Source organism: Kribbella sp. NPDC031520, assembly GCF_055580825.1.
Genome location: NZ_JBVIKS010000006.1, coordinates 33,666 through 53,481, shown reverse-complemented (window position 1 = coordinate 53,481; position 19,816 = coordinate 33,666). Strand labels below are relative to the sequence as shown.

The following is a 19,816-nucleotide window of genomic DNA, read 5'->3' as shown; positions in this document are numbered from 1 at the left end:
CTCCTCGGAACCGCTGCTTGAGCGGCCAAGGTAATGAGATCGACGCACACCCGGTCAACGGGTCGCCGGTGCCCTGCCCGGACTGAAACTTTCGCTACCGCAGTTCTAGCGGTGCATCGAGCGCTGCCACATTTCGTAGTTGCCGCATTCGGCCGTGATCTCGGCCGCCGCCTGAGCCGCAGTGAAGAAGTCGTCGACCACAGGTGACAGACGTGATGCCGGCACGGCGAGGCACACCTGGTCCGGCGCCAGGTCCGGGACGGGCACGTACGCGACCTCCGGATGCGTGTAGAAGACGGTCGCCGATCGCGCCAGGAACGAGATGCCCCGGCCGGAGGCGACGTGCTCGAGCGTTTCGTCCACGCCCCGAACCAGGTATCCGGCGTTGTGGTGCTGGCGCCTGGTGGGCTGCGTGCTCGCGTCGGCGTGCCAGAGCAGCGGCTCACCGGCCAGGTCGGCCTCGGTGAGTTCTTCCTTGCCGGCCAGCCGATGGCCGGCGGGCAGGACCGCGACCCGCGGCTCGGTGTAGAGCGGTACGACCCGCAGGCCGGCCTCGTCGATGGGCAGCCGTACGTAGCCGATGTCGATGCGGCCGTCGAGCAGCATCGCGGCTTGCTCGTCGGCTTCGATGCGTTGCACGTCGACCGGCACATCCGGGTGCCGGACGGCAAACTGCTGTATCGCTGGGGCCACCGGAATGCCTGCCCGGAAGCCGACCATGATCCGCCGGTTGCCCCGCGCGGCCGCAGTCACTCGGCGGCGGACCGCGTCGGTGGAGGCAAGCAACGGGGCGGCGTCGGTCAGCAACTGCGTGCCGGCGTCGGTCAGCACCACCCCGTGGCTGTCCCTGGTGAACAGCGCGGTGCCGAGATCCTGTTCGAGCGCGCGGATCTGCCGGCTCAGCACCGGCTGCGCGATGTGCAGCTGTTCGGCGGCTCGGCCGAAGTGCAGCGTTTCGGCGACCGCCATGAAATAGCGCAGCTTGCGCAGGTCGAGATCCATCAGGTCTCCCAGGTCCGGCAATGCCACCAGGGTATCGCCGCGGCTGAAAGAGGTCTTGGACATCGGCTCGGACCGGTGACAACCATGGAGGTCGAACGCCGAACTTCCAACTCCAGAAAGCAGCACCTCATATGAGCACCATCAGCATCATCGGTCTCGGCGGCATGGCCCGCGCCATCGCCACCCGCGCGGTCGCGGGCGGCAACACCGTCGAGGTCATCGGCCGCGACGCAGCCAAGGCCGACAGCCTGGCCGCCGAGCTCGGTGGCAACGTGACCGCCGGAACATTCGGCGCCACCCCGGCGGGTGACATCGTGATCTCCGCGGTGCCTTATGCCAGTGCCGCGCAGGTCCTCGCCCAGTTCGGGGACGCGCTGGCCGGCAAGGTCGTTGTCGACATCTCCAACACCTTCAACGCCGACGCCACCGATGTCGTCACCCCGGCCGGCACCTCCGGTGCGCAGGAAATCGCCAAGACCGCTCCGGCGAGCGCGTACGTCGTGAAGGCGTTCAACACCGTCTTCGGCCACGTTCTGGCCCAGGGTGGCCGGCTGGACGTGCTCATCGCGGGCGACGACGCGGACGCCAAGAAACGCGTGTCGACCTTCATCGAGAGCCTCGGTCTGCGCCCGCTGGATGCCGGCGAGCTGGCGGCGGCGCGGTGGCTGGAGGCGGTCGGTCCGCTGCTGATGGGGCTGGCAAAGCACGGCGCCGGATTCAACATCAGCCTCGGCCTCACCATCGCGGACTGAGTACGCCGTACTCACCACCTCTCGCGTCACGCCTTTCAACCACTCTCGTAAGGACACGTTTGTGCGAGTTCTTGTTACCGGTGGGACCGGTCATCTCGGTTCCTACATCATCCCCGAGCTCATCGCCGCCGGGCACGAGGTCACCGGCCTCGCCCGCTCGGACGCGTCGGCGACGGCGCTGTCGGCGCTCGGCGCAAAGGTGCGTCACGGGGATCTCGAGGATCTCGACGGGCTCAAGGAGGCAGCCGCGGACTCCGAGGGCGTCATCCACCTCGCCCACAGGCAAGACCTGCTCCCCACCGGCGGAATCGATGCTGTCGCCGCCGCCGAGGTCCCGATCATGCTCGCCTACGGCGAAGCGCTCGCGGGCACCGGCAAGCCGCTGGTCGCGGCGGGCAGCATTGGATCTTCCGGAAGTCTGGGCCGACCGGCCACCGAGCAGGACCCGGCCCTGCCCGGCAGCGACGAGCACACGGGCACCCTGCGGGTCCGCAACATCGTGGAGACCACCGTCATCGGCCTGGCCGACCGACGTGTGCGTTCGTCGATCGTTCGGATCGCCAACATCGCGCACAGCACGACCGACCAGGTCGGCTTCCTCCAGCAGCTGATCGCGCTCGCGAAAGCGAAGGGCGTCGTCGGCTACCCCGGGGACGGCGCCAACCAGTGGAACGCCGTGCACGCCCGCGACGTCGCTTCCCTCTTCCGCCTGGCGCTGGAGAAGGGCCCCGCAGGCAGCTACTGGCACGCGGTCGGCGACGGGGGCATCCCGCTCCGCGAAATCGCCGAGGCCATCGGCAGCCGGCTCGGCCTGCCGGTCGTGAGCATCCCCGCTGACGAACTGATGGTGCCGGGGTACTTCGGGTTCCTCGCCAACATCGTCACGCAGAGCTACCCGGCGTCCAACCTCATCACTCGCCAGACCCTCGGCTGGGAACCCGTTCAACCGGGCCTGCTCGCCGATCTGGACAACGGCCACTACTTCCCCGCCGGCTGAGAAATACCTATCAAATCAAGGAGAGATCGTGGGAAAACTCACCGGCAAGGTAGCGGTGATCACCGGCGGATCGACCGGCCTGGCGCTGGCCGGCGCGAAGCTGTTCGTGGAAGAGGGCGCGCACGTCTTCATCCAGGCCCGGCGACAGGACGCGCTGGACGACGCCGTCAAGCTGATCGGCCGGAACGTGACCGCCGTCCAGGGCGACGCGGCCGACCTGGCCGACCTCGACCGCTTGTACGACACGGTCAAGCGGGAGAAGGGCTCGATCGACGTGCTGTGGGCCAGCGCCGGAATGGGCGAACCCGCCGTCCTCGGCGAGATCACCGAGGAACAGTTCAACCGCGCCTTCTGGCTCAACGCCCGCGGGACCCTGTTCACCGTACAGAAGGCCCTGCCGCTGCTCAGCGACGGCGCCTCGGTCCTGATGACCGGCTCGAACGCCTCTCTCGGGGCCTTCCCCGGCTGGAGCCTCTACGCCGGAAGCAAGGCCGTGCAACAGGCCTGGGCCCGCGTGTGGCTCAACGAGCTGAAGGACCGCAAGATCCGGGTGAACGTCCTGACCCCCGGCCAGGTCGCCACCGCCAAACAGGAAGAACTGTTCGACCAGGCAACCAGGGCCGCCTTCGAATCTCTGATCCCGCGGGGAACGATGGGCCGCCCCGAGGAGATCGCCACCGTCGCGCTGTTCCTCGCCTCCGACGACTCCAGTTACGTCAACGGCCTGGAACTGGTTGCCGACGGCGGCACCACCGCCCTCTGAACAAAGCGACACCTCGAGAACAGGAAGAGAGCTCACCTCATGAGCAGCATCACCCTCATCGGTACCGGGAACATGGCTCGTACCATCGGCACGCTCGCGGTGGCGGGCGGCAACACCGTCGAGGTCATGGGACGCGATCAGTCCAAGGCCGCTGACCTGGCCAAGGCTCTGGGCGACGGCGCGACGACGGGCAAATGGGGCACCGTCCCGGCCGGGGACATCGTCATCATGGCCCTGTTGTACGACGGCGTCGTCCCGGTCGTCCGCGAGTACGGAGACGCACTCGCGGGCAAGGTCATCGTCGACATCAGCAACCCGTTCAACGCGACGTTCGACGGACTGGCCCACAGCGAGGAGACCTCGATCGCCCAGGAAGTCGCCAAGGTGGCCCCAGCCGGCGTCGGCGTGGTGAAGGCGTTCAACACCATCTTCCGTAACGTCCTGGAGAAGGGCCGACCCGACGTCTTCATCGCGGGCGACGACGCACAGGCCAAGGCGGACGTGGCGGCATTCATCAAGAGTCTCGGGCTGCGCCCACTGGACGTCGGCGGCCTGAAAATGGCGCACTGGCTGGAAGGCGCAGGCGTACTCACGGTGAGCCTCGCCGGCAACGGCGTCGGCCACTGGAACTTCGCCCTCGGCGTCAACGAGTTCTCCGGCTGAGCGCGAGCGACGCCAGCCAACTCTCCACCAGGTCGACGAACTCGCGGGGGCGTTCGTGGTGGAGGAAATGGCCGCAGCCGTTCCAGAGGACGATTCGGGAGCCGTACGGGAGCGACAGGCTGATGTCCCATTCGGCCATGGACGGGACCGGGCGGAGGCACAGGAGTGGGCGGGTCAGTCCGGCCAGGCGGGCCGCGGCTGCTGGACGTGCTCCGAAGGCGCCGGGGTCGGTGTACATGCCGGCGTAGCTCTCGGCGAGAACGTGTCCCGGGGTCCTGAGCAGCTGGTCGCGGATCGCTCCGGCCGGCAGCCCGAGTTGGCGGACGGCCGCGGCCGCGCCGTCCTTCCGCAGCCCGGCGAGGCGGTCCGCGAACGTCGCTGCCTCGGTCTCGTCCGCGCCGTACGCCGGATCGACGGCGACGACGGCCGCGACCAGGTCCGGCCGTTCGAGGGCGAGCTCGGCGACGATCTGCCCACCCATCGAGTGGCCGACCGCGATCACGGGACCGATGTCCAGCCGTTCGACCAGCGCTACGAGGTCCTGGGCGTAGTCGGCCGGGCGGTACCCGGTCCGCAGTACCGGCGAACGCCCGTGGCCCCGCAGGTCGACCGTGATGATCCGGCGCTGTGCGAAGTCGATGCCGCTCCAGGCGCCGGCGTCGCCACCCCAACCGTGCACCAGCAGCAGCGGCTCTCCAGTGCCGGTGTCGTCCAGCCGGAGCGGAACGCCGGCTTCGACATTCGCGGTCATGGATGGCAGCATAGTTAACGTTTTCTACGTGCTGTCATGGCCGCGCGAGGCCAGAAAATTTCGACAGGAGCCGCCGCGTGCCCAGAGTCAGCGTTCAGGGCCGCCCCACGGTCAAGGATGTCGCGGCCGCCGCGGGGGTCAGCGCCACGACGGTGTCGCGGGTGCTCGCCGGCAACTATCCGGTCAGCGCGTCGACCCGCAACCGAGTACTGCGCGCCGTACAGGACCTCGACTTCGTCATCAACGCCCAGGCGCGGGCCCTGGTCGGCGGCTCGACCCGGACTGTCGCGTTCGTCGTACGGGACCTGGTCGGTCCGCTGTTCGCGTACATCGGGCAAGGCGTCGAGCAGCAGGCCACCGCCGAGGGCAGGGTCTGTCTCGTCTGCACGCACCACGGCGACGCCGACCGCGAACTCGAGCTGATCGAGCTGATGCGCGAACAGCAGGCTGAGGCGGTGGTGCTGGTCGGCGGCGGTCTGCGTACGCCCGAACACCTCGAACGGATGGCCCAGATCGCGCGATCCCTGGAGCGGGTCGGATCGCGCCTGGTGCTCTGCGGCCGCCCACCGATCGGCCCGGACGCTCCCGCGACAGTCGTCGAGTACGACAACGAGGGCGGCGCGTTCGCCGTGACCAACTACCTGATCTCGCTCGGCCATCGCCGGATCGCGTTCGTCGGGGCGGCCGAGCCCGAGCACACCACGACCAGCGCGCGCTTCGACGGCTTCACCCGGGCGCACCGCGCGCACGGCCTGGCTGTCGACACCGAGCTCGTTGTCGGCGGCAACTTCGACCGCGAGTCCGGATACCAGCAGACAAAGGCGTTGTTGCAACGAGACACCGGCATGACCGCGATCATCGGCATCACCGACATGGTCGCCAGCGGAGTACTCGCTGCCCTCCGCGAGGCCGGGCTCCGGGTCCCGGCGGACATCTCGGTCGCCGGGTACGACGACATCCCGCTCAGCGCCGATCTCAGCCCGGCGCTGACCACGGTCCACATCCCGCACGAGGAGCTCGGCCGCGCCGCCGTCCGGCTCGCGCTGCACCGCGACGAGTACGCGCTGGACCAGCATCTGCTGCTCGGAACGCACGTGGTGATCCGGGACTCGACCGCCCCGCCCAGGGAGCACCATGGCTAGACGCAAGACCACGAACTCCCCCACGCTGGCCGATGTCGCCGCGCACGCAGGGGTTTCGCCCGCCACCGTCTCCCGCGTACTGGCGGGCAACTACCCCGTCTCCCGCTCCGCGAACCAGCGCGTCATGCGGTCGATCCGCGAGCTCAACTACGCCGCCAACACGCACGCCCGCGCGCTGGCCGGCGTGCAGTCGAAGACGATCGCGTTCATCCTCGCCGACGTCCGCGGGCAGTCGTTCGCGGACGCGGCGCACGGCGTCGAGCAGGAGGCGTCCCGGCGCGGCTGGCTCAGCCTGATCGGGACCAGCCAGGGCGAGGCGGCGCGCGAGCTCGCCCTCGTCCAGCTGATGCGGGAGCAACGCGCCGGCGCCGTCATCCTGATCGGTGGCGTCACCAACGAATCGGCGGAGAACCGCGCGCGGATGACCGAGCTGGCCCGATCGCTGCACGCCTCCGGTTCGCTGCTCGTGCTGTGCGGACGCCCCTCGCTCGGCGACGACGTACCGACGGCCGTCATCGAGTACGACAACGAACAGGGCGCGTACGCGATGACGAGCCACCTGTTGTCGCAAGGCCACCGGCGGATCCTGTTCCTGGCCGGTCCCGAACGGCAGAGCACCAGCGTCCAGCGGCTGTCCGGTCATCACCGAGCCTTGCACGACTACGGCGTACCGGATGACGACACCCTCGTGGAGCACGGCGTGTTCACGCGCGCGTCCGGCTACCAGCTCACCAAGAGCCGACTGGTCGCCGGGCAGGACTTCACCGCCGTGTTCGCGGCCACCGACGTGGTCGCCGCGGGCGTGTACGCCGCTGCCGCCGAGTTCGGCCTCACCGTACCCGAGGACCTCTCGGTCGTCGGGTACGACGACGTCGAACTCGCGCAGGACCTCCGCCCGCGGCTGACCACCGTGCACGTTCCCTACGAGGAACTCGGGCGGACAGCAGCGAAGATCGCGCTGGACTCGGCCCACCAGCAGCCCGGCTGGACCGGAGACCACCGGCTCTTCACGACCCACGTCGTGGTGCGAAGCTCGGTCAGCCGGCTCGGCTGAGGTACCGACCGTCCAGGACGGCCGCCAACGCCTCTGGACCCGATGCCCCGGAATCCATTGCCACACACGGAATCTCGTACGCGGCGAGGTACGCCAACTGAGTCTGCGTGAACTCCACGTCGAGGCCGACCACACCGCGCGTACCGCGGGCGAACAGCCGTTCCAGCCAGAGCCGGGGCACCGGCTCTGCCCCGTCGACCGTCGTCACGACCAGCGCCAAACCTGGCTCGCGCGCGGCATCGGCCAGGCCGGCCAGTACGTTGCCGGCCCAGCCGCTGCTCTGACTGGCGACGACCACGTCGACGAGCGCGGACTCCTCGCGACGATCGCGGTCCACCGGATACCCGGCGCGACGCAGGACCTCACGGACCCGCGTCCGGGTCGCCGGTGCGACGTCGGGGTACGCGCGCAGGACCTTCGACACCGTCGAGATCGACACCCCGGCCTCGCGCGCGACCACCGCCAGCTTCCTCCGTGGGGCGGACATCGGGGTCACTGCCCCTTGAGGTACGCGTTCGCCTGCTTCTCCATCTCCGACTGCAGGTCGGAAAGCCCGGCCTTGTCGACCGCCTTCTTCAACGTGTCGAGCCCCTTGTCGACGTCGACCGCGCCGATCCACAACGGGTTGCCGTACTGCGTCATCGCGGCGGCGACCTGGCTGTCCTGCCGTTTCACCGGCGTGACGTCCGGGACGAACGACGCGTACGGGTCGAGGGTGAAGTTGTCGTAGCTCTGCGCCCACTCGAACCAGGCGTCCTCGGTCGGCGTGATGTCCTTGATCTTCAGCTCGAGCTTCTGCCGCCAGCACAGCGCGTACCCCGGGAAGCCGTACCCGGTGAGCTGCTCGAACTTGTCCGTGCCGACCGGCTTCCAGTCCTTGCCCTCGACGCCGTAGCTGAGCAGGTCGTGGTTCTCCTTGATCGAGACCCAGTCCTCGAGCTGCATCGCCCGCTCGTTGCTCTGCCCCTTGACGTTCAGTACGACGAAGTTGTCGGCCTGGAACGTCTGGTTCGGCTTCGACGCCTTCCCACCGCCCAGCGGTACGACGTTCGCGATCTGCGCGGTCGGGACCGCCTTGCGCAGCGGCGCCAGCGACTGGGAGGAGAGCCCGTCCGTCATCGCCCACCGGGTCGCGATGCGGCCGGCCTCGAACTGCGACCCGATCGTGCTCGAGTCGACGTTCAGCGCGTCCTTGTTGATGATGCCGTCGAGGTAGTACTGCCGTACCTTGCGGAGCGCGTCGACCACACCGGGCGCCTCCCAGAACGGGATCGGGTGCGCGGATCCGGTGCTCTTCCCGTCCTGCGCCAGGTAGAACGGGAACGACCCGCCGCTGAAGCTCTGCACGCTGACGTGCGGGTTCTCCCAGTCGTGCTGGTTCAGCCAGCCGACCGGTGCGAACGCGACCAGCAGCTTCGGCATGTTCGAGGAGACGCCGACCGGCGTGATCTTCTGCTTCTGCTTGACGTCGTACCAGAACTTCTCGAGCTGGTCGAACGAGGTGATGTCGCCGACGCCGAGCTTGTCGGCGAGGTCCTGGCGGACCGCGAAGTGGTGGAACCGGGCGGCCGAGTTGACCTGCGGGATGCCGTACAGCTTGCCCTTCCACTTGTTCTGGTCGAGCAGCTGCGGGGCCAGGTTCTTGCTCAGGTTCGGGTACTTCTTGATCAGGTCCTCGACCGGGACCAGCGACTTGCTCGCGACCAGCTGGACCATGTTCAGCCAGCGGGCCTGCAGCGCGGTGTCGAAGTTCTCGCCGGCGGTGAACTTGAGCAGCGACTGCTGCTGGTAGTTGGACCAGGCAATGAACTGCGGAGCGATCCCGAAGCCGAGGTCCTTCTTGAGTTTTTCGTTGACCTTGGCAAGTACTGCGTCCCAGCCGGTGGGGGCGTCACCGGGCAGCAGCAGCGCGAGCGTGTCGGCGGACTTGCCGGAACCGGTCGCGGACGATCCGCCGCAGGCGCTGAGGCCGAACGCGGCTGCGAGGGACAGGCCGCCGCCGGCGGCCAAGAAGCCGCGCCTGCTGAGGCCGGCGGGAGATGTGGCGGGCACGATGCCTCCTGATAGGTGGTGGAGCCGTCAGCCTTTGGTGGCTCCCAAGGTGATGCCTTTGACGAAGTAGCGCTGCGCGAACGGGTACGCGAGCAGGATCGGGCCGATGGTGACGACCGTGAGCGCGAGCCGGAGCTGGTAGACCGGCGTCGTCTGTTGGGCGGCTGCCGGCAGCATCTGCGAGAACGAGACGTTCGAGATCAGGTTCTGCAACAGCAGCGGTAGCGGGTACTTGTGCACGTCGGACATGAACAGCAGCGCGGTAAACCACTCGTTCCAGTAGTGCACCGCGTAGAACAGACCGACGACGGCGAGGATCGGTTTGGACAGCGGCAGCCCGATCCGGAAGAAGATCGCCATCTCCCCCGCGCCGTCGACGCGCGCGGAGTCCAGGATCTCCTCCGGCAGCTGGCGGAACGCCGACACCTGGATGAAGACCAGGAAAGGTGCCACCAGCAACGGCAGGATCACCGCGAAGTAGCTGTTCTGGAGTTTCAGGTACTGCGTGACGAGCAGGTAGAGCGGGACCAGCCCGCCGCTGAACAGCATCGGGATGTACGCGAACACCGCCAGCGGCCGGCTCACGTACGGCAGCCGCCGTGCGATCACCCAGCTCAGGCCGGACGTGAAGCTGAGCGCGAGCGCCGTACCGACGAGGGTGATGAAGACGCTGGCGAGGTACGCACTGACCAGGGTCGGGCCGGTGAAGATCAGCTTGTACGCCGCGATCGAGAACGGCTGCGGGAGGAGACTGTAACCCTTCCCGGCAAGGGTTTGCTCGTCGGTGAACGAACCCGACACGATCACCCAGAACGGGATCAGGCACGCGATCATGAACAGTGCGACGCCGACGATGCTGATCAGGGTGAACGGCTCCAGACCGCCGGTCCTTCTCGTCTTCGTCCGGGCCGCGGCCTTCGCGAGGCTCGTGGTCATGGTGGTCACAGCAGACTCGTCTCCTTGGAGTAGCGGCGCTGGATCAGTACCGCGGCCGACACCAGTACGAAGCCGACCACCGACTGGAACAGGCCGATCGCGGCGGTGGTGCCGAAGTCACCGATCTGGCGCAGCGACCGGAAGACGTACGTATCGATCACGTCGGTGGTCGGGAACAGCGTCCCGTTGTCGCCGACGATCGCGTAGATCGTGCCGAAGTCGCCGTAGAAGATCCTGCCGACGCCGAGCACCAGCAGCACCGCGGCGGTCGGCTTCAGCAGCGGCAAAGTGATCCGGAGCGCCATCTGCGCGCGGCTCGCGCCGTCGATCTGGCCGGCCTCGTACACGTCCTCCGGGATCGAGGTGATCGCGGCCAGGAAGATGACGCTCATGTAGCCGCCCATCTGCCAGACCTTGACGAAGGTCAGGATCCACGGCCACGGCCCCGGCTCGGTGTACCAGCCGACCGTCGGCAGCCCGAAGCCGGCGAGCGCGTCGTTGACGACTCCCCCGGATCCGTTCGGCCCGGACAGCAGGACCTGCAGCATGATCGCGATCACGACCGGCGAGACGAAGTACGGGAAGAAGATCGTCGACTGGGCCGCGCGTTTGAAGAACCGGCCGCGGATCTCGTTCAGCATGATCGCCAGCGTCACGCCGGCCGCCAGCGTCGCGGCCAGGAACAGCACGTTCAGCAGGATCGTGTTGAGCAGGATCCGCTCGGCGTCACCCGAGCTGAAGAAGTAGCGGAAGTTGGCCAGGCCGTTCCACGGGCTCCCGAAGATGCCCTTGCTGATGTCGAACTCCTTGAACGCCACCACCAGGCCGGCCAGCGGCGCGTAGCTGAACACCAGGAAGAACACCACCGCGGGGACTGCCAGCAACCCCAGCCAGAGTCCGGAGCGGACGGTTCGGTTGGTCATGGCCGGTCTCCTTCAGCGGTGATCTAGAAAGCGCTTTCCATTTGCCGTGAAGTTAGCGCCGGTGATTTGGACTGTCAAGGTGTGGCAAACGTTGTCTTTGAGCTCAGGCGGCGCGGTCAAGGTCTGACGCGGTGATGCCGAAGTGCAGCGGTTCGCCGTTGCGGAAGCGCTCGAGTTCGGCCGTCACGCAGGCGCCCATCCGGGCGAGTTCGTTGCCGTGGGAGCCGGCGATGTGGGGCGTGACGAAGGCGTTCGGGAGCGTGAAGAGCGGCGAGCCGGCCGGCAGTGGTTCGGGCTCGGTGACGTCGAGTACGGCGCTGATCCGGCCGGTGCCGAGCTCCGCGATCAGTGCGTCCGGATCGATCACCGGGCCGCGGGCGGTGTTGATCAGCGTCGCGCCGTCGCGCAGGTGGGCGAGCTCGGCGGCCCCCAGCAGGTGCTGGGTTTCGGCGGTCAGTGGAGCGTGCACGCTGACGATGTCGCTGGTGCTCAGCAGGGTTCGCAGGTCGACCGACGGCAGGTCGTCGGCGTACGGGTCGTACACCTGGACGCGGAACCCGAACTGGCCGAGCAGGCCGAGCACCTGGCGGCCGACCCGGGAGGCGCCGATCAGCCCGACCGTACGGCCGTGGTTGCCGACATCGGGATGGATGTAGCCGAGCTCGAACCAGCGGTCCCGGCGATAGCGTTCCCGCAGGTCGAAGGCACCTTTGCCGGCCAGCAGGATCGCGCCGAGGGTGAACTCCGCGACCGGTACGGCGTTCGCTGCGGCCGCGGACGAGACGACGATGCCGCGCTCCCACACCTCGCGGCCCAGATGACCCTTGACGCTGCCGGCCGCGTGCAGGATCGCGCGCAGCTTCGGGGCCTTGTCGAGGATCCGATTGTCGACAATCGGACAGCCCCAGCTGGTGATCAGAACTTCGGCCTCGGCCAGCTGATCCACCTCGAAATCGTCGATCGGGCCGGCCGGATCGAGGTGCACGACCCGGTCGAGGCGGAGCCGGACGTCGGGCGGGAACAGCAGCGGCCAGTGCTCGGCGGACATGACCACCAGCGCGGGCAGTTTCTCGGGTGTGGGAGGCATGCGGTCAGGTTGGCATAGAAAACGTTAACTAGCTGCCGAGCTAAATTTTCGATCGCCGTTGCGCGCTGGTGACGACGCGGACGCGGTGCGAGGCTCCGACGCGCCCGCCACAACGCTTGGAGTGTTCCGATGGCCCTTCTCAGATCGATCGCACTGGCCACGCTGGCCGGGCTGCTGGCAGTCGTCGGCGTCGTACCGGTCGCCGCCGCCCCGGCCGATACCCCGTTGCCGGTGCTGACCCCGGTGACGTCGAGTGCAGGATTCGTCCACCCGGGTCTCGCAGTGAGCGCCTCGTCGCTCGAACTCGCCCGCCGGCAGGTCCACGCCGGCGTCGAGCCGTGGGCGTCGTACTACGCCGCGATGACCGCAACGGCGTACGCGTCCAAGACCTTCAGCTCGCGCAACCAGGGCAGTGTCCTGGACCGCCCGGGGACCGCGGCGTTCAACTCGCAGGGGGTCGAATCGAAGTTCATCGACGACGCGTTCCGTGCGTACACGCAGGCGATCCTGTACTTCCTCAACGGCGACCCGGTCTACCGCGAGAACAGTCTGAAGCTGATCCGGATCTGGGCGCACATGGACCCGAACGGGTACGTGTACTACCCGGACGCGCACATCCACAGCGGCGCGCCGCTGCTGCGGATGCTGGCAGCCACCGAGATCCTGCGCTACTCGACCGTGACCGGACCGGCCGCCGACGGCTACGACCTGACCTGGAACGACAGCGACACTGCGGACCTCACCGGCAACCTGATCGTGCCGCTGACGCAGACGTTCCTGTACCGCAACCGCAACTTCATGGGACAGCACGGCTATTCGCTGATCGGCGCGATCGCCGGCTACATCTTCACCGACAACCAGGCGCGCTATCGCGAGGCGGTCGAGTGGTTCTCGGTGAACTCGACGAACCCGGACGACGACACGAACGGTGCCCTGAGCAAGGTGATGCCGGTGATCTCGAAGGACGATCCGCGCAATCCGTACCACAAGACGTTCGTGCAACTGCAGGAGATGGGACGCGACCAGGCGCACGCCTGGGACGACGTCACGATGTTGACGCAGCTGGCTCGCGTGATCGATGTCCAGGGCACCGAACTCGACCCGGTCCGCGGCACGGTCTCGACGCAGCCGGACGCGGTCTCGGTGTACGCGTTCGGCGGCGACCGGTTGCTGCGCGGCTCGGAGCAGTTCTTCGCGTTCATGATGGGCAAGACGATTCCGTGGATCGACACCACCCAGCGCGGCGGCGTGCTGTCCCAGGCGTACCGCGGCCGGATCTTCGACCCGACCAACGAGTTGTACACGATCTACCGGCAGCAGCTCGGCCCGGCGATCGCCACGATCGCGCCGAGTATCACCGAGCTCGCCACCACGCAGGACGCCGGCGCACAGTTCTACTGGGGCACGTCGGCGTACAACTTCTGGAACAGCAACCCGGACTTCAACCCGGACTCGTGGCTGTCGTTCCCCGCATCGGTCGCCGGGACGACTCCTCCGGTGCAGCGGGACGCACTCGTGCAGGCGGAGACGCGGACCCTTCCGATCACGCCCGGTACGACGGTCGGGGACGGGTACGTGCGGATGCGGCCGCTGTCGGGCGGTACGACGATCGCCGTACGGACATTGCTGTACGACAGCCGCGATGGCTACAGCCCGGTCGGCGTGCGCATCCGGACCCGTGGAACGGCGACGTTGCAGATCCGCAAGGAGCTGGGGTTGACGCCGTACTACACGCTGACGCTCCCGGACACGGGCGGCGCCTGGCGGTATATCACGTACGACATGGACACGAGCAAGCTCCGTGGGAGCGCGGGTGGTGAATCGCTCGCGTACTACACGGTCACCGGTTCGCCCACGGCCACCGTCGACATCGACGCGATCAACCTGCAGGCGAAGACGCAGCTCACGTCGCCGCAGTTCGCCCAGGGTTCCGACGTACGGCTGATCGCGGTTGCCGGGGAGCCCTTGTCCACAACGCTTTCCGCGACCAACGCCCTGACTTATCGTGCGACGTTGCCTGCGGGCGCATCGCTCGACGCGGTGACAGGCACGTTGACCTGGCAGCCCACGGCGGATCAGGTCGGCGATCACAACACGTTCGTCGTGGCATCCAACGCGACCACGGATGCCGTACTGCGGGTGCGCCTGTCCGTCAGCGCGACGCGACAGGACGCGATCAATGCGACGCTCACTGGCTACGACGCAGGTACGACGTACGTCCGATCGACTCGCGCCGCCGTCGAGTCGGCCAAGGCCGCGGCCGAAGGTGCTGTAGCTGCGGACTCGGCAACCTTCGCGGCGAAGCTCGTCGCGCTGCAGACCGCGGTCGCGCATCTCGAGAAGCTGACGCCGACGATGAGCGACGACGGATCGTTCGACTACTGGGGCCGTGCGACCTCGCCGACCCTGTCCCAGGTTGCTCTGGGCAACATGCTCGACGGCGACTTCAACACGTTCTCCGGGGATCTGCGGGCACCGGCGGTCATCGACCTCGGCGCCGGGTTCCGGGTCAGCGCGGACGCCTTCGGACTGCAGGCGCGGTACAACTTCGCCAACCGGTCGCAGGGCGCGAACGTGTACGGCTCGAACGACGGGCGGACCTGGACCCTGCTCACCTCACGAGAGACCACCGACACGTCCGACCAGGCGTTCGCGATGGAGAAGATCCCGGTCCGGGACGAGGTGAAGGGGCTCGCGTTCCGCTTCCTGAAACTCCAGGTCGACCACCCCGGCGTCCCCACGGACCCGGCGTACCCCGGGCTGTCCAGCTTCAGCGAGTTCCGGATCTACGGGCAGCGGACGGAGATGAGTACGGCGCTGAACGCCGTGTCGATCGCCTCCTCGAACAGCGACCCGAAGCGCGCGCAGAACGGCGACACCGTGACGTTGACGATGTCGTCGACCGAGCCGTTGAGCCAGGTCTCCGCATCGATCGAGGGACAGGCTGCCGACGTCACGAGTACGGACGGCCTGCACTGGAAGGCAACCGCGACGCTGCCGGACGACGTCACGTACGGACGCCCGCTGCGCTTCACCGTCGACTACACGACCGCCGCCGGCGAACCCGGCGGGACGATCGTCAACACCACCGACGGCACATCGCTCGAGCTGTGGAACACCCGCGTCAGCACGGTCGCGATCCAGCAGAGCTGGGTCACCGCCTCCAGCCCCGCCTTCCCCGGCGTCGGCACCGCCGAGGCCAACGGCTGGCGGATGTTCGACGGCGACCTGAACACCTTCACCGACACCACCTCCGGCAACGGCTGGGTCACCGTCACCCCGCCCGCAGGTACGAACCTCACCTTCGACGCGGTCCGGGTCCACCCCCGCAGCAACTTCCCCGACCGCGCCAACGGCGACCTCGTCCAAGCCTCCACCGACGGCGGCACCACCTGGACCACCCTGACCACCATCACCGGCATCACCACCGGCACCCAGTGGTACGTCTACCCCCTCACCACGAAGGCGACGTACCCGATGATCCGCATCACCGACCCCCACGGTGGCTTCACCAACCTCGCCGAGGTCCGACTCCTCACCAGCTGACCCGTTTCGGCTGGCCTGGGGAGGATCTTGTCCCGATCCGGGGGCAAAATCCTCCCCAGGTGGGCCGGATGCCGGAGGCCTAAGCTTGGTGGTGGTGCCGACGAGTTCGGCGGTGACGAACGACTCGTTCCGGCCGGGGCAGCCCTGGCTGGACACGGGCGGGAAGGTGATCCAGGCGCACGGCGGCCAGGTCGTCACCGCGAAGGACGAGGACGGGCGCCGGATCTACTACTGGTACGGCGAGGACCGCAGCAACGGGTACTACAACAGCCCCGGCGTGCACCTGTACTCGTCGTACGACCTCTACAACTGGAAGGACGAGGGGCTCGCGCTGCGGGCGATGAGCTCGGTCGACCAGTTCGACAACGACACGTACTTCGCGAAGCTGTACAAGCACTACACGGCCGCGCAGAAGGAGCTCGTCTGGCGGGACCTGTCGACGAACAACGTCCGTACCGACGGCTGGGCCACCTCGTCGATCCTCGAGCGCCCGAAGGTCGTCTACAACAGATCCACCGGCAAGTGGGTGATGTGGGTGCACTCCGACGGCCCGTCGTCCCCCACGAGTACGTCGAACTACGCGCGGGCCGAGGCCGGCGTGGCGATCGCGGACTCGCCGAAGGGTCCGTTCCGCTGGATCGACTCGTACCGGCTGGACCACGTACCGAGCGACTCGGTCCCGTGGTGCGGCAGCGGGTCGTCGTTCGACCCGGCCGGCGGGATGGCGCGGGACATGAACCTGTTCGTGGACGACGACGGTACGGCGTACATCATCTACTCGTCCGAGGAGAACCGGACGATGTACATCTCCAAGCTGAACAAGTCCTACACGTACCTGTCCGCGCCGCCCGACCAGGCCGTACAGGGCAAGGACTTCACCCGGACGCTCGTGTGCAACCAGCGTGAGGCGCCGGCGATGTTCAAGTCGGAGGGCACGTACTACCTGCTGACGTCGGGCGCGACCGGGTGGGACCCGAACCCGGCGCACTACGCGACCTCGCAGAACATCCTCGGCCAGTTCACCGACCGCGGTGTCCCGATCACCGGTTCCGGCGCGGCGACGACGTACGGGTCGCAGAGCACCAACGTGATCACGATCGACCAGAAGCAGAACAAGTTCCTGTTCATGGCCGACCGCTGGACGCCGAGCGATCTGGCGAACGCGCCGTACGTCTGGATGCCGATGAGCTTCGGTGAAGGTGGATCGTTGACAATCGGACCAGATACCGAGTGGAGGTTGAACGACCTCACGCCGTACACCCGCTGGACCGTGACCAGCACGATCCCGGATCACGTCTGGCTCAACGACACCAGTACGCTGCCGACGACCGTCACGGTGACGACCGCAGCCGGCGCGCAGCAGGTCGCCGTCACGTGGGATCCGGTCGGCGTCTCCCAGGCCGGGCCGGCGAGCCTCCGCGGAACCTTGCCGGACGGCCGGACCTTCACCCGTTCGATCGTTGTCATCCCCCACAATCTCCGGTACGCCGTGAACGCCGGCGGCACGGCGACACCCGACTGGACGACCCTGACCGGGGCCGCGGGACCACTCCTCAACTCGTCGCCCGAGCAACCGCTCGGGACCGACCCGGTCACCGGGACGACCTGGGGGTACACCGGCTCCAGTGCTCCGGCCGGCACCGGCGACCTCTACACGACGCTCCGGTACGCGAAGAACCACGAGCCGCTCGTGTACACCTTCGGCAACCTCGACCCCGGCACCTACACGGTCCATGCCGGGTACTACGACCCGTGGCCGTGGGCGAACCGCGCGGCGCAGGTGACTGTCAACAACACGATTGTCGACAATCAGCGGCTGTTCACCGCGACCGGCGTCGCGGCGTCGTACGGCGGGATCGAGGTCGGGGCCGACGGCAAGATCACCGTCTCGATCGCACCCACCCGCTCCCCCGACATCCAGGTCAGCTGGCTGATGGTGTCCCGGGAGAACTGAGAACGCTCCCCTTTCCCTCCCGCCCCGAGCGAAGCGAGGGGCGGAAACCCCGCTGACCAAGCCTCCACTCCTTATATTGATCACATGTCGAACCAGGTCAGGCCGTCGCGTCGCGGAGTCAAGGGGCATCCGAAGTCGGGCCCCTCGATCGGTGACGTGGCGCGCTTGGCCGGGGTCTCGGCGCAGACCGTCTCCCGCGTCTCCACCGGCGCGGAGCCGGTCCGCCCGGAGACCAAGGAACGCGTACTGCAAGCGATGCGGGAGCTCGGGTACGCCCCCAACCACGCTGCCCGCGCGCTGCGCCGCGGCAACTTCCGGTCGATCGGGCTGATCGCGCACCAGGTGATCCGGACCGGCGAGTCGCGCACCATCGAGGCGGTCATCGAGGCCGCCCGCCGCGAGGGGTACTCGGTCAGCCTGGTCGACGTGGAGACGCCGTCGTCCAGCGACGTCAGCGACGCCGTCCAGCAGCTGAATCACCAGGCGATCGACGGCCTGATCATCATCCGCGCCGAGACGGCGACGCCGACCACACTCTCGCTCCCGCCGACGCTGCCCGTCGCGGTCTCCGACTCCCGGTTCATCGGGCACCACCCGGCGATCGGCGCGGACCAGGTCGGCGGCAGCCGGGCCGCCGTACAGCACCTGCTGGACCTGGGCCACAAGACTGTGCACCACATCGCCGGACCGGCCGACTCGGGACCGGCGGAGCTCCGCGCGACCGCCTGGCAGCGGACGCTGGAGGACGCCGGCTGCAAGATGCCCGCGATCCTCCGGGGCGGCTGGTCCGCGGACTCGGGCTACGAGATCGGGCAGGTGCTCGCGAAGCGCAAGGACGTGACCGCGGTCTTCGCGGCCAACGACGAGATGGCGTGCGGGCTGATCCACGCCCTGCACGAGGCCGGGCGCGAGGTACCACGCGACGTGAGCGTGGTCGGCTTCGACGACATCGACCTCGCCGCGCACTTCTGGCCGCCGTTGACGACCGTCCGGCAGCAGTTCCAGCAGATCGGCAACGAACTGGTCGAGCTGATCCTGCGGCAACTGCGGCAGCGCGCACCGCTGGTCGACTTCCACGGCACGGTGGCCGCGCCGCTGATCGTGCGCGAGAGTACCGCGGCCCCGCGCAAACGCCGCTGACTGCTACCTCACAAGCTCCGGAGGTTTCGCACCTCTAGACATGTTCACGTAAACACGCTAGCGTCCACGCCAGATGTTTGCGTAAACAGAAACAAACAGAAACGGAGGTCGACGGACATGGCGGAGTCCGTGGCCCAAGAGTCGGCCCAGCAGGTGGTGAGCCTGCCGAGGACCCGGCGGAAGCGGGCGTCCAAGGACGGCAAGGGGTGGCTGTTCGTCGGGCCGTTCCTGGCCGTCTTCGCGGTGACGTTCCTGGCCCCGATCGGGTACGCGATCTACCTCAGCCTGTTCCGCGAGCAGGCGTTCTTCGGCGGCCGCGCGTTCGTTGGCCTGTCCAACTACACCGAGGCGCTGCAGGACCCGAAGTTCTGGCAGGCGTTCGGCCGGGTGGCGATCTTCCTGGTCGTCCAGGTGCCGATCATGCTGGCGCTGGCCCTGCTGGCGGCGCTCGCGATCGACAGCGCCCGCCTGCACGCGGCCGGCTTCTTCCGGATCGTGATCTTCCTGCCGTACGCCGTACCGGGTGTGGTCGCCGTCCTGATGTGGGGCTACATCTACGGCGACAACTTCGGTCTCGCGGCGAACCTCAACGACTGGCTCGGCACGGCGATCAAACCCCTGGGCAGCGGCTTGATGCTGCCGTCGATCGCCAACATCGTCACCTGGGAGTTCGTCGGCTACAACATGCTGATCTTCTTCTCGGCACTGCGCACCGTCCCCGGTGAGCTGTACGAGGCGGCCGCGATCGACGGCGCCGGGACGTTCCGGACGATCCTCGCGGTCAAGCTGCCGGCGCTGCGCGGAGCGATCGTGATCGCGACGATCTTCTCGATCATCGGCAGCTTCCAGCTCTTCAACGAGCCGAACATCCTGCGCACGCTGGCGCCGAACGTGATCAACACGTACTACACGCCGAACATGTACGCCTACAACCTCTCGTTCGCCGGCCAGCAGTTCAACTACTCCGCCACGGTGGCGATCGTGATGGGCGTCATCACCGCGATCATCGCGTACGTCGTCCAGCTCCGCGGGTCCCGGGAGGCGCTGTGAGCAC

The 19,816-nt window shown here is 67.9% G+C and carries 17 protein-coding genes; 10 read left to right on the top strand and 7 right to left on the bottom strand.

Annotation, left to right across the window (positions count from 1 at the left end; translation table 11 throughout):
- Positions 1-105: 105 nt before the first annotated feature.
- Positions 106-1,065, bottom strand: a complete 960-nt coding sequence (locus tag ACZ5BU_RS29095; protein ID WP_465703627.1) for a LysR family transcriptional regulator — start codon at positions 1,063-1,065, stop codon at positions 106-108.
- A 68-nt stretch (positions 1,066-1,133) separates the two neighbouring features.
- On the opposite strand from ACZ5BU_RS29095, the gene ACZ5BU_RS29090 reads away from it, so the two are divergent.
- The 4 genes from ACZ5BU_RS29090 (at position 1,134) to ACZ5BU_RS29075 (ending at position 4,177) form a co-directional block, all read left to right on the top strand.
- Positions 1,134-1,754 (top strand): NADPH-dependent F420 reductase, encoded by a 621-nt coding sequence (locus ACZ5BU_RS29090; protein WP_465703626.1) that lies wholly within the window; start codon positions 1,134-1,136, stop codon positions 1,752-1,754.
- A 61-nt stretch (positions 1,755-1,815) separates the two neighbouring features.
- Positions 1,816-2,751: an SDR family oxidoreductase gene (locus ACZ5BU_RS29085; RefSeq protein ID WP_465703625.1), complete on the top strand. Its 936-nt coding sequence runs from the start codon at positions 1,816-1,818 to the stop codon at positions 2,749-2,751.
- A gap of 28 nt (positions 2,752-2,779) precedes the next feature.
- Entirely contained in the window at positions 2,780-3,514 is a 735-nt protein-coding gene (locus ACZ5BU_RS29080; protein ID WP_465703624.1) for an SDR family NAD(P)-dependent oxidoreductase, read from the top strand.
- Positions 3,515-3,553: 39 nt separating this feature from the next.
- Positions 3,554-4,177, top strand: coding sequence for an NADPH-dependent F420 reductase (locus ACZ5BU_RS29075; protein WP_465703623.1), 624 nt, complete (start codon positions 3,554-3,556; stop codon positions 4,175-4,177).
- Here the strand turns inward: ACZ5BU_RS29075 and ACZ5BU_RS29070 are convergent.
- A complete protein-coding gene (locus ACZ5BU_RS29070) occupies positions 4,158-4,928 on the bottom strand; it encodes an alpha/beta fold hydrolase (protein WP_465703622.1) in 771 nt (256 codons plus the stop codon). The two genes, ACZ5BU_RS29075 and ACZ5BU_RS29070, sit on opposite strands and share 20 nt — an antisense overlap.
- Before the next feature lie 77 nt (positions 4,929-5,005).
- Here ACZ5BU_RS29070 and ACZ5BU_RS29065 point away from each other — a divergent pair, with 77 nt between their 5' ends.
- Together ACZ5BU_RS29065 and ACZ5BU_RS29060 are read left to right on the top strand one after the other, a co-directional pair.
- Complete coding sequence (locus tag ACZ5BU_RS29065) at positions 5,006-6,070, top strand: LacI family DNA-binding transcriptional regulator (protein WP_465703621.1); 1,065 nt, start codon at positions 5,006-5,008, stop codon at positions 6,068-6,070.
- Positions 6,063-7,124, top strand: a complete 1,062-nt coding sequence (locus ACZ5BU_RS29060; RefSeq protein ID WP_465703620.1) for a LacI family DNA-binding transcriptional regulator — start codon at positions 6,063-6,065, stop codon at positions 7,122-7,124. Before ACZ5BU_RS29065 ends, ACZ5BU_RS29060 begins: the two co-directional genes overlap by 8 nt.
- Here the strand turns inward: ACZ5BU_RS29060 and ACZ5BU_RS29055 are convergent.
- From ACZ5BU_RS29055 to ACZ5BU_RS29035, 5 genes are all read right to left on the bottom strand, one after another.
- Positions 7,108-7,611 (bottom strand): LacI family DNA-binding transcriptional regulator, encoded by a 504-nt coding sequence (locus ACZ5BU_RS29055; RefSeq protein ID WP_465703619.1) that lies wholly within the window; start codon positions 7,609-7,611, stop codon positions 7,108-7,110. The two genes, ACZ5BU_RS29060 and ACZ5BU_RS29055, sit on opposite strands and share 17 nt — an antisense overlap.
- A gap of 5 nt (positions 7,612-7,616) precedes the next feature.
- Positions 7,617-9,176 carry an ABC transporter substrate-binding protein gene (locus ACZ5BU_RS29050; RefSeq protein WP_465703618.1) on the bottom strand — a complete coding sequence of 520 codons (1,560 nt, stop codon included), beginning with the start codon at positions 9,174-9,176 and terminating at the stop codon, positions 7,617-7,619.
- A 27-nt stretch (positions 9,177-9,203) separates the two neighbouring features.
- Positions 9,204-10,112: a carbohydrate ABC transporter permease gene (locus tag ACZ5BU_RS29045; RefSeq protein WP_465704249.1), complete on the bottom strand. Its 909-nt coding sequence runs from the start codon at positions 10,110-10,112 to the stop codon at positions 9,204-9,206.
- A gap of 5 nt (positions 10,113-10,117) precedes the next feature.
- Positions 10,118-11,035, bottom strand: coding sequence for an ABC transporter permease (locus ACZ5BU_RS29040; protein ID WP_465703617.1), 918 nt, complete (start codon positions 11,033-11,035; stop codon positions 10,118-10,120).
- 103 nt (positions 11,036-11,138) lie between these two features.
- Positions 11,139-12,122 carry a hydroxyacid dehydrogenase gene (locus tag ACZ5BU_RS29035; RefSeq protein ID WP_465703616.1) on the bottom strand — a complete coding sequence of 328 codons (984 nt, stop codon included), beginning with the start codon at positions 12,120-12,122 and terminating at the stop codon, positions 11,139-11,141.
- 129 nt (positions 12,123-12,251) lie between these two features.
- On the opposite strand from ACZ5BU_RS29035, the gene ACZ5BU_RS29030 reads away from it, so the two are divergent.
- From ACZ5BU_RS29030 to ACZ5BU_RS29015, 4 genes are all read left to right on the top strand, one after another.
- Positions 12,252-15,668: a putative Ig domain-containing protein gene (locus tag ACZ5BU_RS29030; protein WP_465703615.1), complete on the top strand. Its 3,417-nt coding sequence runs from the start codon at positions 12,252-12,254 to the stop codon at positions 15,666-15,668.
- Between the two features lie 94 nt (positions 15,669-15,762).
- Positions 15,763-17,622, top strand: a complete 1,860-nt coding sequence (locus tag ACZ5BU_RS29025; protein WP_465703614.1) for a glycoside hydrolase family 43 protein — start codon at positions 15,763-15,765, stop codon at positions 17,620-17,622.
- Between the two features lie 84 nt (positions 17,623-17,706).
- Positions 17,707-18,762 carry a LacI family DNA-binding transcriptional regulator gene (locus ACZ5BU_RS29020; protein ID WP_465703613.1) on the top strand — a complete coding sequence of 352 codons (1,056 nt, stop codon included), beginning with the start codon at positions 17,707-17,709 and terminating at the stop codon, positions 18,760-18,762.
- A 117-nt stretch (positions 18,763-18,879) separates the two neighbouring features.
- On the top strand, positions 18,880-19,812 hold the full coding sequence (locus ACZ5BU_RS29015) for a carbohydrate ABC transporter permease (protein ID WP_465703612.1): 933 nt from the start codon (positions 18,880-18,882) through the stop codon (positions 19,810-19,812).
- Positions 19,813-19,816: the final 4 nt, after the last annotated feature.